The 13,175-nt window shown below is 71.3% G+C and carries 12 protein-coding genes; 9 read left to right on the top strand and 3 right to left on the bottom strand.

Going from position 1 to position 13,175, the window contains the following annotated elements; genetic code table 11:
- Positions 1–10: 10 nt before the first annotated feature.
- The 3 genes from WME73_RS28085 to WME73_RS28075 all read left to right on the top strand — a co-directional run bounded on the left by WME73_RS28085 (position 11) and on the right by WME73_RS28075 (position 3,334).
- Positions 11–1,414, top strand: coding sequence for an ABC transporter substrate-binding protein (locus WME73_RS28085; protein WP_437739465.1), 1,404 nt, complete (start codon positions 11–13; stop codon positions 1,412–1,414).
- A 107-nt stretch (positions 1,415–1,521) separates the two neighbouring features.
- Positions 1,522–2,454, top strand: a complete 933-nt coding sequence (locus WME73_RS28080; RefSeq protein ID WP_437911527.1) for a carbohydrate ABC transporter permease — start codon at positions 1,522–1,524, stop codon at positions 2,452–2,454.
- 1 nt (position 2,455) lies between these two features.
- Complete coding sequence (locus WME73_RS28075; protein WP_437541520.1) at positions 2,456–3,334, top strand: carbohydrate ABC transporter permease; 879 nt, start codon at positions 2,456–2,458, stop codon at positions 3,332–3,334.
- A 19-nt stretch (positions 3,335–3,353) separates the two neighbouring features.
- Here WME73_RS28075 and WME73_RS28070 read toward each other — a convergent pair whose 3' ends face one another.
- The 3 genes from WME73_RS28070 to WME73_RS28060 are packed head-to-tail and all read right to left on the bottom strand — an operon-like array spanning position 3,354 to position 4,971.
- Positions 3,354–3,890, bottom strand: a complete 537-nt coding sequence (locus WME73_RS28070; RefSeq protein ID WP_437850014.1) for a hypothetical protein — start codon at positions 3,888–3,890, stop codon at positions 3,354–3,356.
- Positions 3,887–4,594 (bottom strand): DUF4166 domain-containing protein, encoded by a 708-nt coding sequence (locus WME73_RS28065; protein ID WP_437911526.1) that lies wholly within the window; start codon positions 4,592–4,594, stop codon positions 3,887–3,889. The genes WME73_RS28070 and WME73_RS28065 overlap by 4 nt, the downstream gene beginning before the upstream one ends.
- Complete coding sequence (locus WME73_RS28060; RefSeq protein WP_437739461.1) at positions 4,594–4,971, bottom strand: hypothetical protein; 378 nt, start codon at positions 4,969–4,971, stop codon at positions 4,594–4,596. Before WME73_RS28060 ends, WME73_RS28065 begins: the two co-directional genes overlap by 1 nt.
- Before the next feature lie 366 nt (positions 4,972–5,337).
- On the opposite strand from WME73_RS28060, the gene WME73_RS28055 reads away from it, so the two are divergent.
- From WME73_RS28055 to WME73_RS28030, 6 genes are all read left to right on the top strand, one after another.
- Complete coding sequence (locus WME73_RS28055) at positions 5,338–6,438, top strand: hypothetical protein (protein WP_437911525.1); 1,101 nt, start codon at positions 5,338–5,340, stop codon at positions 6,436–6,438.
- Between the two features lie 59 nt (positions 6,439–6,497).
- The gene (locus WME73_RS28050; RefSeq protein WP_437911524.1) at positions 6,498–7,163 is read left to right on the top strand and encodes an RNA polymerase sigma factor; all 666 of its coding nucleotides are present in this window, start codon (positions 6,498–6,500) and stop codon (positions 7,161–7,163) included.
- A complete protein-coding gene (locus WME73_RS28045) occupies positions 7,160–8,269 on the top strand; it encodes a hypothetical protein (protein ID WP_437911523.1) in 1,110 nt (369 codons plus the stop codon). Before WME73_RS28050 ends, WME73_RS28045 begins: the two co-directional genes overlap by 4 nt.
- A 138-nt stretch (positions 8,270–8,407) precedes the next feature.
- The gene (locus WME73_RS28040) at positions 8,408–9,892 is read left to right on the top strand and encodes an IS4 family transposase (RefSeq protein ID WP_437911522.1); all 1,485 of its coding nucleotides are present in this window, start codon (positions 8,408–8,410) and stop codon (positions 9,890–9,892) included.
- A 516-nt stretch (positions 9,893–10,408) separates the two neighbouring features.
- Positions 10,409–12,226, top strand: coding sequence for a hypothetical protein (locus tag WME73_RS28035; protein ID WP_437911521.1), 1,818 nt, complete (start codon positions 10,409–10,411; stop codon positions 12,224–12,226).
- Positions 12,227–12,498: 272 nt separating this feature from the next.
- Positions 12,499–13,128 carry a hypothetical protein gene (locus WME73_RS28030; protein WP_437911520.1) on the top strand — a complete coding sequence of 210 codons (630 nt, stop codon included), beginning with the start codon at positions 12,499–12,501 and terminating at the stop codon, positions 13,126–13,128.
- The last annotated feature ends 47 nt before the right edge of the window (positions 13,129–13,175 follow it).

The following is a 13,175-nucleotide window of genomic DNA, read 5'->3' as shown; positions in this document are numbered from 1 at the left end:
GGATCCTGCGATGGACCCCACTCGGCAGCATGATCTCCGCGCATGGCGAACCGCAGCGCTGATCTTCTTCGTCGTCGGCCTGTGCGCCTGCCGCGGAGACAAGAGCCCGCCTGCCCGCGAGAACCCCCCTGGCGCCGCGGCCACGACGGCGGCCGCGGTGTCGGAGGCGCCGGGCGAGAAGGCGATCAAGGCGCAGCCCCCCGCCGTGCCGAACGCCGCCGAGGCGAAGCGATACGCCGGCAGCAAGCTCAAGTATTACAGCGAGCCGGTGGGCGTGGGCGCCGAGCTCGACAGGGTGATGATCCAGCAGTTCCAGAAGGACACCGGCATCGAGGTGACGATCATCCCCCGTCCCAAGGACGCGACCGAGACCTACTCCGTCTACCAGCGCCTCTTCCAGGCGCAGTCCGGGGACATCGACGTCATGATGCTGGACGTCATCTGGCCCGGCGCCTTCGCGCAGAACCTCGTCGATCTGAGCGAGAAGCTCGGCGAGGCGGCGAAGCAGCACATCGAGAGCATCGTCCAGAACAACACGGTCGACGGCAAGCTCGTGGCGATGCCGTGGTTCACCGACTTCGGGCTGCTCTACTACCGCACCGATCTTCTGGCGAAGTACGGGTATCAGAAGCCGCCGGAGACGTGGGACGAGCTGGAGCAGATGGCGAAGAAGATCCAGGACGGCGAGCGGGCGGCGAGCCCGAACTTCCTCGGCTTCGTCTGGCAGGGCAAGGCCTACGAGGGGCTGACGTGCAACGCGCTGGAGTGGATCGCCTCCCACGGCGGCGGCGCGATCATCGAGGAGGGCAAGATCACCGTGAACAACCCGGAAGCCCAGAAGGCGCTCGCGCGCGCCAGGGGCTGGGTGGGCTCGATCTCCTCCGCCGGCGTGACGAGCTACGAGGAAGAGGACGCGCGCAACGCGTTCCAGGGCGGCAACGCCGCCTTCATGCGCAACTGGCCTTATGCCTACGCGGCGGGCAACGCCGAGCGGTCGCCGATCAAGGGCAAGTTCGCGGCGGGCCCGCTGCCGCACGAGCCCGGACAGAAGAGCGCGGGCACCATCGGCGGATGGCAGCTCGCGGTGTCGAAGTTCTCGCCGAACAAGGACGCGGCGATCGAGCTCGTCCGCTACATGACGAGCCCCGAGGCGCAGCGGTTCCGCGCGACCGCGGGCTCCTTCCTCCCGACGATCCGGTCGGTGCAGCAGGACGCGGAGGTGGTGAAGTCGCTGCCCTTCCTGGCGAGCGCAAAGGACATCGCGCTCGTGCCGCGCCCCTCGAACAGCACCGGCGCTCGGTACAACGAGGCGTCGATCGCCTTCTTCCAGGGCGTGAGCCAGGTCCTGCAGGGCAAGGAGCCGAAGGCGGTGCTCGGGCAGGTGGAGCAGCGGCTCACGCGCGCGCTTCGCTGACACGCGCGCCGCGCGCCGCCCTCGCGCGCCTCGCCCACCGGTGGCACGGCGCGCGGCGCGGCCCACGAGATCTCCCGGCCACACCACCTCGCGAGAACGGATATCCCATGAGCATGCCGGCGAACCCAGCGGCCACGAGCGCGGCGGCCTCTCCGGACCACCCGTCGCTCGACGCGCGGCGACAGCGGCGCGCCTGGCTGTTCCTCCTGCCGACGCTCGCGGTCGTCGCGTTCATCGCCCTCTACCCCCTCGCCGAGACGTTCTACCTGAGCTTCACGAACGCGCGCCTCGGCACCGGGGAGCCGGCCAGGATCATCGGGGCGCAGAACTACGTCGATCTCGTGCAGGACAGCTACTTCCACGACGCGGTCCTGCTCACGGTGCTCTTCACGGTCGTCACCGTGCTCGGCGAGCTCGCCCTCGGGCTCGGCGTCGCGCTCGTCGTCAACTCCCGCTTCAAGGGGCGCTCGGCGGTGCGCGCGGCCATGCTCATCCCCTGGGCCATACCGACCGTCATCTCGGCCCAGATGTGGAAGTGGATGTACAACGACGTCTACGGCGTCTTCAACGACCTGCTCGTCAACCAGCTCGGCGTCCTGGACCGCAACGTCGCCTTCGTCGCCGATCCTGCGGTGTCGTTCTGGGCCGTGGCGCTCATCGACGTCTGGAAGACGACGCCGTTCATGGCGCTCCTCCTCCTCGCCGGGCTGCAGCTCATCCCGCACGATCTGTACGAGGCCGCGCGGGTCGACGGCGCGACGGCGCTCCAGCAGTTCACCCGGATCACGCTGCCGCTCCTCAGGCCCGCGATGCTGGTCGCGCTCATCTTCCGCACGCTCGACGCGCTCCGGGTGTTCGACGTCTTCTTCGTCATGTTCGGCAACCGGCCGGACATGCAGACCATGGCGACCTACGCGCAGCAGACCCTCGTCAGCGTCTCGGACATCGGCTACGGCTCGGCGATCTCCGTCGCGCTCTTCCTCATCATCGCGGTGTTCATCACGATCTATCTCGCGGTGTTCCGCGCCGAGGAGGTGTGAGATGAGCGGCGCTTCGCGAGGCGCAGGGCGGCGCCGTTCGCTGGGACAGGGCGCCTTGCGGGCCCTGCTCTACCTGCTCGTCGCCGCGGTGCTCGTGTTCACCGTCTTCCCGTTCGTCTGGGCGTTCGTCTCCTCCATCAAGCCCGACGACGAGCTCTTCACGACCCCGGTCCGCTACTGGCCCGGCCGCGCGACGCTCGACAACTACCGCCTCGTGCTGGCGAACGGCGAGTTCCAGACGGCGCTCCTGAACAGCGTGATCGTCGCCGTCTCGGTCACCGCGGTGTCGCTCGCCGTGGGCTCGCTGGCCGCCTACGCGCTGGGGAGGTTCCGCTTCCGAGGGCGCAGCCTGGTGCTCTACGTGGTCCTGGGGATGACCATCTTTCCGCAGATCGCCGTCCTCGGCGCCCTGTTCCAGATGATCAACTTCTTCAAGCTGTACAACCAGCTCCCCGCGCTGATCCTGACGTACCTCATCTTCACGCTCCCCTTCACGGTGTGGGTGCTCACCGGCTTCATGAAGGCGATCCCACGCGAGATCGAGGAGGCGGCCTATGTCGACGGCGCGACGCACTGGCAGGTGTTCACCCGGGTCATGCTGCCGCTCTCGGTCCCCGGGATGGCGACGACGGGCATCCTCGCCTTCATCGCCGCGTGGAACGAGTTCCTGTTCGCGCTCTCCTTCACCCAGACGCCGGACAAGCGCACCGTGACCTACGCGATCCAGGCGTTCTCGACGACGAGCAGCGGGCTCTACGAGATCCCCTGGGGGCAGACCATGGCGGCTTCCATCGTCGTGACCGTGCCGCTCGTGGTGCTGACGCTGGTCTTCCAGCGGCGGATCCTCGCGGGGCTCACGGCGGGCGCGGTGAAGGGCTGACGGCGCGTCGGGCGGCGGCTCACGCGCGCCCCCACGGGAAGCGCAGCCAGCGAGGCCCGTAGGCGGCGCCGAGGTCGCGCAGCCCCGAGAGCAGCACGCCTGCGGCCATGAGCGGCAGGATCACGCGGAGCGAGAGCGGCGCGTCCCAGCGGGAAAAGCCGGTGGGGCCGCGCGCCCAGCGCCAGATCTCGGGGACGAGGTGGGCGAGCGCGCCGCCGTAAATGATGCCCATCACGGCGTGCATCACCCGCTCTCCCGGGTAGACGCCGCCGAGCGGCCTCCGGACCGTGTCCTCGACGACGAAATCGCGGAGCGTGATCGCGATCTCCGCGAGGAGCAGCGCCGCGAGCGCCCACGCGGCGAGCCCCTCCCAGCGCACGAACGGCAAGGAGGCGAAGAGCACCGCGTACAGGAGATCGCGCACGCCGTGAAGGACAAGCTCGGGCGCCGTGCCCGGCACGCCGCCGGGCAGGCGCGCCCGCCACTCGTGGTAATAGAGCGTGTCGAAGGCGCCGAGCGCGCCCTGCACGGCGAGGAGCACGAGCGCCGTGATCATGCGCGGGGCTCCGGCGCGCGGGGCTCCGGCGCTGACAGCGCGGTCGATTCCGGCGTGGACCCGCCGGCGCGAGCAGGGGGCGCCTCGCCGCCCGCCTCGTTCGCCACGCGCCCCTCGTACGCGACGAGCAGCCCGGCGATCGGCGCGAAGATCCGCACGTCGACGTGGACCTCGTCCTGGAGCGGCCCGGCCCGCCCCTCGATCCGCGGGGCGAGCCACCGGGGCAGCGGCAGGCCGAGGCGGCGGAGCCCGAGCGTCGACCGCACCTGCTCGAACACGAGCGCTCCGCCCTCGGCGCGGAGCCGGAACCAGCACTGGACGAGGCCGAGCCCCTCCACCAGGAGATCACCCGCGCGCCACTGCGAGGAAAAGAGCGGGCGAACCCCGAAGGTGCGGAGCCACCGCTCGCCGTCGCCCGCCGGCTCGACGGCGAGCGTCACGGCCACGTCCTCGGCCGCCTCCGGCATGCGCAGCAGGCCGGCGACCAGGCGCGCCGCGAGCCCCCGGCCACGCCGCACGCGGAAGCGGCCGCGAGCGCGCACGCCGCCCGCGTGGAGGCGCTGCACCGGCGGCGCGAGCGCGGCCCACGCGGCGCCGAGGAGGGCAGGGTAGAGAGCAGGCGCTGGAACACCCCGCGCCGCGCTCGAGCAGGACGCGGGAGCTCCCCGGGGTCGACTGTCCGGCTCCCCGGCGGAGCCGCGCATCAGGCGTCCTCTGGGAGCATCTCCCGCGGCACCGCAGGGCTCCTCGGGGCGACGGCCGCGTCGGCGAGATCGCGGATCTTGACGATGATCGCGTCGTCTGTGTCGCTCCGCGCCTCCTCGCAGTACGACCGGATCTGCCAGAGCAGCTTGCGGGTGCGCCGCAGCTCGAAGACGAGCCATCGGGTCTCCGGCTTCGCCTCCTGGGGGTGGCGCTCCAGCTCGACCTCGATCTCGCGGATGCGCTCCTCGATCTGCTCTCCGGTCGGGAGGATGCGGCCGTTTCCGTGGCAGTCCTTGCACAGATAGGGGCCGGAGTCCGTGTTGATCTCGCCTTCGCCATAACAGCTCGCGCACGTCACCAGCTCGTAGGAGTTCATGGGGCGCACTCTATCCGATCCCATGCCGTGCTCGCGACCGGCGTCGCCGTCGTTCGATCGGTCGCTCGGTCGCGCCACGGGCGGCGGCGTCGTGCTCTCCCGCGTGGCAGGCGGTGACGCCTCCGCCATGGAACGCGCGCCGTCGCGACCGGCGTCTCCCGCAGGCGCCGGGGGCCTGGCCGTCTGGCGGTCTCGCCCTCGCGGCGATTTCGCCCAAGGCCACGGAGCTCTGCGCGTCCTAATTCCGCTTGCGCCGTTCCTTGCGGTAATGGGAGGCATCCTGTGACCTGCCCTCATCCCTCGCGTCGGGGCGCGCTGTGCGTCCTGGCCGTGTGCGCCTTTTCCCTCGGTTGGCCGAGCGTCGTCGTGGCCGCCCCGCTCCCGCGGCTCGCGGTCCAGCGGGCGCCCGCTGCGGCCGACTGCCCGGACGCGCCGTCGCTCGCCGTCGCGGTCGAGCGGGTGATGGAGAGGCGGGCTCTCGACCCCGTGAGCACCGCCGGCGCCCCTGCCGGCGACACGCCGGCGAACGCGGGCGGCGCCCCTCCTGGCGACGCGTCAGCGAACGCGGGCGGCGGCCCTCCTGTCGACACGTCAGCGAACGCAGGTGGCGCCCTGGCGAGCGCGGACGGGGCGACCGAGATCGAGGTCCGCTTTCTCCACGACGGTGCCACGTACACCGCCATCCTTCAGGCAGGTGGTCGCACGCGGCAGCTCTCGTCCGAGGTGGGGGCGTCCTGCGGCGAGCTCGTCGAGGCCGTGGCGCTGACCCTCGCCATCCTGCTCGACAGCGATCCGCCTGCGCCGGCCCCTGTCGCGCCTGCGCCCGCGCCGACAGCGCCCGCGCCTGCGCCGGCCCCTGTCGCGCCCGCGCTGGCTCCTGTCGTGCCGGCGCCGCCGCGTCCACCGCCTCGGGCGGCGCGCGGGGACGTCTCGATGGAGCTCGGCGCCGCGCAGACCGTGGGCATGCTCGATCCCTTCCGGGCGGCCGCGATCGCCGATGTCTCCCTGCGGCGCCGCGCATGGTCCGCTGGCGTCGGTGGGGTATGGCTGCCCCCCCAGGACACCGAGCTCGCACCGGGCGTCGTCTCCCTCGGGCTCGGCGCCGCCACGGCGCGCGGCTGCGCGACGATCGCCGGCGATCTCGACGGCCTCCGGCTCTCGGCCTGCGCGGCGGCGGTGCTGGGCGCCGTTTACGGCTCCGGCAAGGGGTTTGCCCCGGACCGCGAGGCCTCCGCGCCCTGGTTCGCCCTCGGCGGCTCGGCCGTCGCGGAAGGAACCCTCCTCGGATCCAGCGCGCTGGGCTGGTCCGCGCGCGCGACGCTCCTCGCGCCGGTCGCGCGGGCGCGCTTCACGGTCGAGCGCCGCGCGCGCGACGAGGCCGGCGCGCCCCTGACGCAGGACGTGGCGCTCGACCCCTCCCCGGTGGGGCTGCTCGTCGGCCTGAGCGCCCGCGTGTCGATTTTTTGATGGCGAGCCACGGAACCCGCCACGGAGGTGATGGGCATGGCGAGAAGCGGCAGGACAGGATGACCTTCGGAGAGGTCTATGCGCAGCACTTCCGGTTCGTGTGGCGATCGCTGCGCCGCCTCGGCGTGCCCGAGAGCGACGTCGCCGACGCGGTCCAGGACGTGTTCCTGGTCGTCCATCGGCGGTTGTCCGAATTCGAGGGTCGGTCCAAAATTACGACCTGGCTCTACAGCATCTGCTTTCACGCCGCCCGTGACCGGCGCAAGCTCGCGCATATGAGGCGGCGTGCTCACGACGACGAACCGCTGCTCGACTGCGCCGATGACCGGGCCGACGTCGGCGCGGAGGCGGAGCGGCGGCAGGCGATCACGCTGCTCGAGGCGATCCTCGACGAGCTGCCCCTCGAGCAGCGCGCCGTGTTCACGCTCTTCGAGCTCGACGGCATGGGCGGCGAGGAGGTCGCCGAGCTGCTCGACGTCCCGCTGGGGACCGTCTACTCGCGCCTCCGCCTCGCCCGCGATGCGTTCCGCCGCGCCGTCGCGCGCCTGAAGGCGCGCGACGAGTTCCACGTGGGCGGGCCGCGGGTCACCACGCGGTCGCAGCCCGTGTTGAAGGCGGCGGCTGCCGAGCGCGCGCCGGTGCCCGAGGGGCATCCCTCGGTCGTCCTTCCGCTGCCGGAGGTGGAGCGGCAACCCGTCTGGAAGCGCGCGGGAGGGGAGCGATGAGCGATCCGGTGCGCTGGCTCGACGCCGAGGCGAACGCGCTCGAGACGGAGCGTGAGCTCCTGCGAGCAGCGCCGTCGGCGGACCCGCCCGACGGGGCGCAGGAGCGGATGTGGGCCGCGATGGCCGCGCAGATCGGCCTCGCCGGAGCCGCCGGGCTCGGAGGGGCTCAAGGCGCCGCGGGAGGGGCGCTTCCGGCGAACGTGGGCGGCGCGGCGAGCGCGAGCGCGGGCGGCGCGGCGAGCGCGGCGGCGGGTGCTGGCGAGATCGCCGCGGCCGTGTCCGCGGGCAAGGTGGTGTCCGCTGCGACGGGCGCCGGCGCTGGCGGCGCGGCGGTCACCGGCGGCGTGGCCGCAGCGGCGGGCGCTGCGGGTATCCTGAAGGCGATGCTGTTCGGCGCCGCCTGCGGGGGCCTGATCGTCGCCGGCTATGTCGTTGTGGCTCCCTCGAGTGAGGCGCCGCCGGCTCGGATCGTCGAGGCCGCGGAGGCCGTCGCGGCGCCGGGATCCGCGCCGGTTTCGCCGCCGGAGGGCCGTGAGCCTGCCGCGCAGGCCGAGCCGGCACCTGCCGAGCCGCCGCCTGTCGAGCTGGCGCCGCCTGCCGAGCCGCCGCCGGTCGAGGCGCCGCTGCGACCCAGGCCGCCGCCGCCGGCCGAGGCGCCGCTGCCGGACAGGTCACCCGCGCGGACCGGCCCCCGCGCGGCCGCGACGTCCACGAGGCCGGGCGCGCCGCTATCGGAGCACGCCGCGAGCGCGCCGCCCGCGGCCAGGGCGGACGTCCTCGAAGCGGCGCCCGCGCCGGAGGCTACAGGCGCGGAGGGCGCCTCCAGCCCGGGGCTGCGGGAGAGCCGGCTGCGCGAGGAGCTGACGCTCCTCGGCGACGCGCGCGCGGCGCTCCGGCGCGGCGATGCCTCCGGCGCGCTGAGGATCGCCGAGCAGGCGCGGCTCCGCTTTCCCGGCGGCGCGCTGGCGCAGGAGCGCGAGGCGCTCACCATCGAGGCGCTCTGGCAGAGCGGCGATCGCGCGGCGGCTGCGCAGCGCGCGTCGGCGTTCCTCCTCGCCTATCCGTCGAGCCCGCACGTACCCCGTCTCCGCTCCTTTACCCCCTAGAGCGGGGGCGATCGGGGGGATAGGCGTTAACCAAGCCTCGCGCCGCGTTCTCCTACATCCGAACGTTTACGTGGTCGTCTGAGGATCCCGCACATCTTTTTTTGATCCGTTTCGGACCCGCCAAGCGTCTGAAATGTCATGGGAAATCCCGATGTGCCGGAAACGATGCCGTCGATCGTGCGCGAGTTCGAGACGGTGCAGCTGGGCGATGCGCGCCTGCATCAGCGGGTCCGGGCGGTGGTGGCACGGCTGAGCGTCGCGCCGGGCGAGAGCTTCCCGGACTCGCTGAAGACAGAGGCAGAGCTGGAGGGCTTCTACCGGCTCCTTGGCAATCAGCGCGTGTCGTATGGTGCGCTGGTGCAGGCCCACAGCGAGCAGACCCTCGAGCGGATGGCCGGTCACGACACGGTTCGCGCGGTGCATGACACCACCGCCGTCGCCTTCGACGGCGACGGCGCACGCAAAGGGCTCGGTCCGCTCAACGGCAAGGACACCCAGGGCTTTTTGGCGCACGCGACGCTCGCCGTGGCCACCGACGCGATCAATCAGCCGCTCGGACTGCTGGGCCTTGCCTGCTGGGCCCGCAAAGCCTCCGCCCTGTCCAAGAGCCCACGCAAGAAGAACAGGACGGGCAGCGACTATGCGCGCGTGACCGACAAGGAGTCGACGCGCTGGCTGCGGCAGGTGGAGGCGGCCGAGCAGGCCGTGGGCGACCGCACGTCGCTGCTGCACATCATGGACCGCGAGGCCGACGCCTACCCGCTTCTGTGCGCCATGGTCGAGCAGGGCCACCGCTTCGTCGTGCGCATGGCGCGCGATCGGAACGTGTCGGAGCTGGCCGAGGATGAGGAAGAAGCGCTCGACGACGGCGCACGGCTGCGGCTGAGCGAGGCGCTGGTCGAGCTGCCGATCCGGCTCAGTCGCGAGGTCGTGCTCACCCAACGCCGCGCCGGCCCTGTCCCGGCGAGCAAGCGCGCGCACCCCGAGCGCTCGGAGCGGAGCGCCACGCTGGGCGTCGGCGCCCGGCGCATAGCGCTGCGCCGTCCGTACTACCTGCCCGAGCTGGCCGAAGAGCTCGCGGTCAACGTCGTGCTGGTGCAGGAGATCGACACGCCCGCGGGCGAAGAGCCGGTCGCGTGGGTGCTGGCGACCAACGAGCCCGTCGACACGCCCGACCAGATCGCAGCGATCGTCGACCATTACCGGGCACGGTGGCTCATCGAGGAGTTCTTCAAGGCCCTGAAGACCGGCTGCGCCCTCGAGACGCGCCAGCTCGAGAGCTTCCGGAGCCTGACGAACGCGCTGGCGCTGTTCGCCCCGATCGCGTGGCAGATGCTGCTGCTGCGCTCTCTGTCCCGCGTTGAGCCCAACGCGCCCGCGGAACGAGCCCTGAACCCCACGCAGCTGAAGCTGCTGCACCAGCACCAGCCCAAGAAGTTGCCGGCTCAGGGGGCGACGGTAGTCGATGCGCTCTACGCCGTTGCCGGTCTTGGTGGACATCTCAAGCGCAACGGTCCGCCTGGCTGGCTGACGCTCGCGCGCGGAATGCAGACCTTGCTCATGCTGGAGACGGGCTGGAACGCCGCCGTTGCCAACTCAGCGAAAACTAAGGGGGAAATGTGATCAATCCTCAGACGTGGTCGTGGTCGTTTACGTGGTCGTGGTCGTGGTCGTGGTCGTCAACGGTAGGCCGTGAACGACCACGACCACGTAAACGTTCACGTTCACGTTCACGTAAACGTTGGTGCCCGATGGTGGGGTGGAGCGGGGCGGGCTTCGTGTCCTGAGCGTGACCGAACGAGCTTGGTTAACGCGTATGGGCGGGGCGGGAAAGAGGGCTGTCCGTCTCGTTTTGGGGTCAGGTGGTTTTTTTGAAATGGGAAGCGGGGCGGGCGTCCCTTCACGTTCGGTCACTGCCGGTGTTGGACGGCGCGTCACGGCACCGCGCAAGGAGGAATTATGTCTTCGAGACTATCAAGAGCACTGTCGCCCTTTCTCGTCCTGAGCGCCGTCTCGCTCGTGGCATGTCAAGTCGAGGTATCCCTCGGCGGGGCCGGCTCCAGCTCCACCACCAGCTCGGGAATCGGCGGCAGCGACGGTGTCGGGGGCAGCGGCGGCAGCGGCGGCAGCGATGCTACCGTGGGTAGCGGGGGCGACTCCAGCACGGGCGCAGGCGGCTGGGTTCCGCCGCAGTTCACGCCGGACAAGGTCGATCTCCTCTTCGTGGTCGACAACTCCGGCTCGATGGCGGACAAGCAGGAACTGATGCGCCTGGTGCTCGCCGACTTCGTCGACGGCATGACCAACCCGCTCTGCGTGGATCCGACCGGTGCTGCTCCCCCCGTCCAGCCCCCGAGCGGGTTGAGCGCATGCCCCGCAGGCACATTGCGCGTGCGCACTCCGGTGCAGGACATGCACATCGGTGTCATCAGCAGCAGCCTCGGCGGCCACGGGTCGAGCGCCTGTCAGGCGGCAACGTCCGCTTCGAACGTCGACATGGCCCGCCTCCTCGCGCGCTCCAATGAGACGAGCGAGAACGACCTGCCGACCTACCAGGACAAGGGCTTCCTCGTGTGGGACCCGACCGGAAGCCACGTCCCTGCGGGAGACTCCGATCCGGTGGCGCTCGCCGAGAAGCTCAGCGACATCGTGCAAGGGGTCGGGCAAGCCGGGTGCGGCTTCGAGGCGCCGCTGGAGAGCTTCTATCGCTTCCTCGTCGATCCCGAGCCGTATGAGACCATCTCCGTGTCGCCGACGACCGAGAACATTGTACTGGGAGGGCTCGACACGAAGCTCCTGGCGCAGCGGAAGGCCTTCCTCCGGCCGGACTCGCTCCTGCTCATCGTGATGCTCTCCGACGAGAACGACTGCTCGATCAGGGACGAAGGCAAGAACTACCTCGTCGCCGAGGCGGGAGCGGGCTTCAGGTTGTGGCGGCCGCGGAGCGAGTGCGCCACCGACCCGAACGATCCGTGCTGCAGGTCCTGCGCCCAGAAGCAGGACGGTTGCCCCGAGGATCCGACCTGCACCGGCCCCGATGGCAACGCCGCCAGGCTCACCGCGGCGGAAGACCCGGTGAACAGCCGGTGCTGGGACCACAAGCGCCGCTTCGGGTTCGACTTCCTCTACCCGATCGATCGGTACACCCAGGCGCTCACGAAGCCCATGGTGGTATCGAGGAGCGGAGAGCTCGTGCCGAACCCGATCTTCTCGGATCTGGACCCGAGCGACGACAACACCCGGACCCGCGGGCCGCAGCACATCGTGTTCACCGGCATCGTCGGCGTGCCGTGGCAGGACCTCGCGCGCCAGAACGCGCTCGGCGAGCCCGATCTCCTGGGCGGCCTGAACCAGTTCGGCCAGCCGGTCGGCGGGCTCAAGAACGCCGCCGAGCTCGCCGACCCGCCGTCCGGCACGACCCTCAGCAGCACCTGGGAAGCTATCCTCGGCGATCCGGCGAACTACGTCCCCGCCGCGGATCCGCTCATGATCGAGTCGGCGGCGCCCCGCTCGGGCATGAACCCGATCACCGGCGACGCGATCGTCCACCCGAGCGCCGCGGGTTGGAACGCGATCAACGGCCGCGAGTACACGGTTCCACCGGGTAGCACTGGAGATCTCCAGTACGCCTGCATCTTCCCCCTCGCCGAGGAGCGCATCTGCGACGCTGGGACACAGTCGTGCGATTGCACGCCGATCGCCGGCGCGCCCGGCGACAACCCGCTGTGCAGGCCCGATGGCACGAACGACCCGGCGGATCCCGGGGCGCGGTCCACGACGCAGGACCACGCCAAGGCCTACCCTGGCCTCCGCGAGCTGCAGCTGATCCGGAGCCTCGGGGAGCGCGGGGTCGCCGGCTCGATCTGCCCGAAGCAGCTGGTCGACACCTCGTCGCCTGACTACGGCTATCGGCCGATCATGAACGCCGTGCTCGACCGGCTCTCCACCTCGCTCTGACGCGTCGACACCCCCATCGACGCGGCCCGCCCAGGGGCGGCGCGCGGAATGCATACAATGCATACGCCGCCCCTGGGCTCGCGGAGGAGACGACTTCCACGCCCGCCCGCGGATCCTCCCGTCAAGCCGTTGGCACAACCGCGACACAGCAAGACGCCGCGATCGCGGTGCCCGCGCCGAGGACCGCGCGCTCCGCCCGAATTGCGTCCGCTTCCCGTGGCACCGAAGCTGCTTCATGGTGGGGTTCGGACAAACGCAACGCGGAGGTTCTGATGCGCCACAAAGGGATGGCTCTCTTGCTCATCGTGATCGGGCTCGTGGGCTGCGACAGGGACGGCGGCGGCGACACCGGTGAGCCGCCGGATCCGCCCGGATCAGAGACGTGCGGCGGGTTCCTCGGGACCCCTTGTCCCGACGGGCTCGCATGCGTCGACGATCCGAGCGACGACTGCGACCCCGAGCACGGCGGCGCGGACTGTCCGGGCGTGTGCGTCGACGAGCCGCCGACGACGATGTGCGGGGGATTCGCGGGTTTCCCGTGCCCCGACGGGCTCGAGTGCGTGGACGATCCGAGCGACGACTGCGACCCGGAGCGCGGCGGGGCGGACTGCGGCGGCATCTGCGTGGAGCCGACGCCCAAGCCGCCGTTTTGCGGGGGGTTCGCGGGGATCGAGTGCCCCGAGGGGCTCGTGTGCATCGACGATCCGAGCGACGACTGCGACCCGAAGCACGGCGGGGCGGACTGCGGCGGCATCTGCGTGGTGCCCGAGCCCCGGCCGCAGGCGTGCGGCGGCATCACGGCGCGCCCGTGCCCCGAGGGGCTCACCTGCATCGACGATCCGGGCGACGACTGCAGCCCGCCGATCGGCGCCGACTGCTGCGGCATCTGCGTCGCGCGCTGAGCCGGCGCGCAGCCGGCGCCGAAGGGGATGCGCCGCCCTGACGAACG

The sequence above is a fragment of the Sorangium sp. So ce302 genome (assembly GCF_051530145.1).
Classification (GTDB): Bacteria; Myxococcota_A; Polyangia; order Polyangiales; family Polyangiaceae; genus Sorangium; species Sorangium cellulosum_B.
Note: the sequence above shows the minus strand (reverse complement) of the source record. Positions and strands in the feature narration are given on the sequence as shown.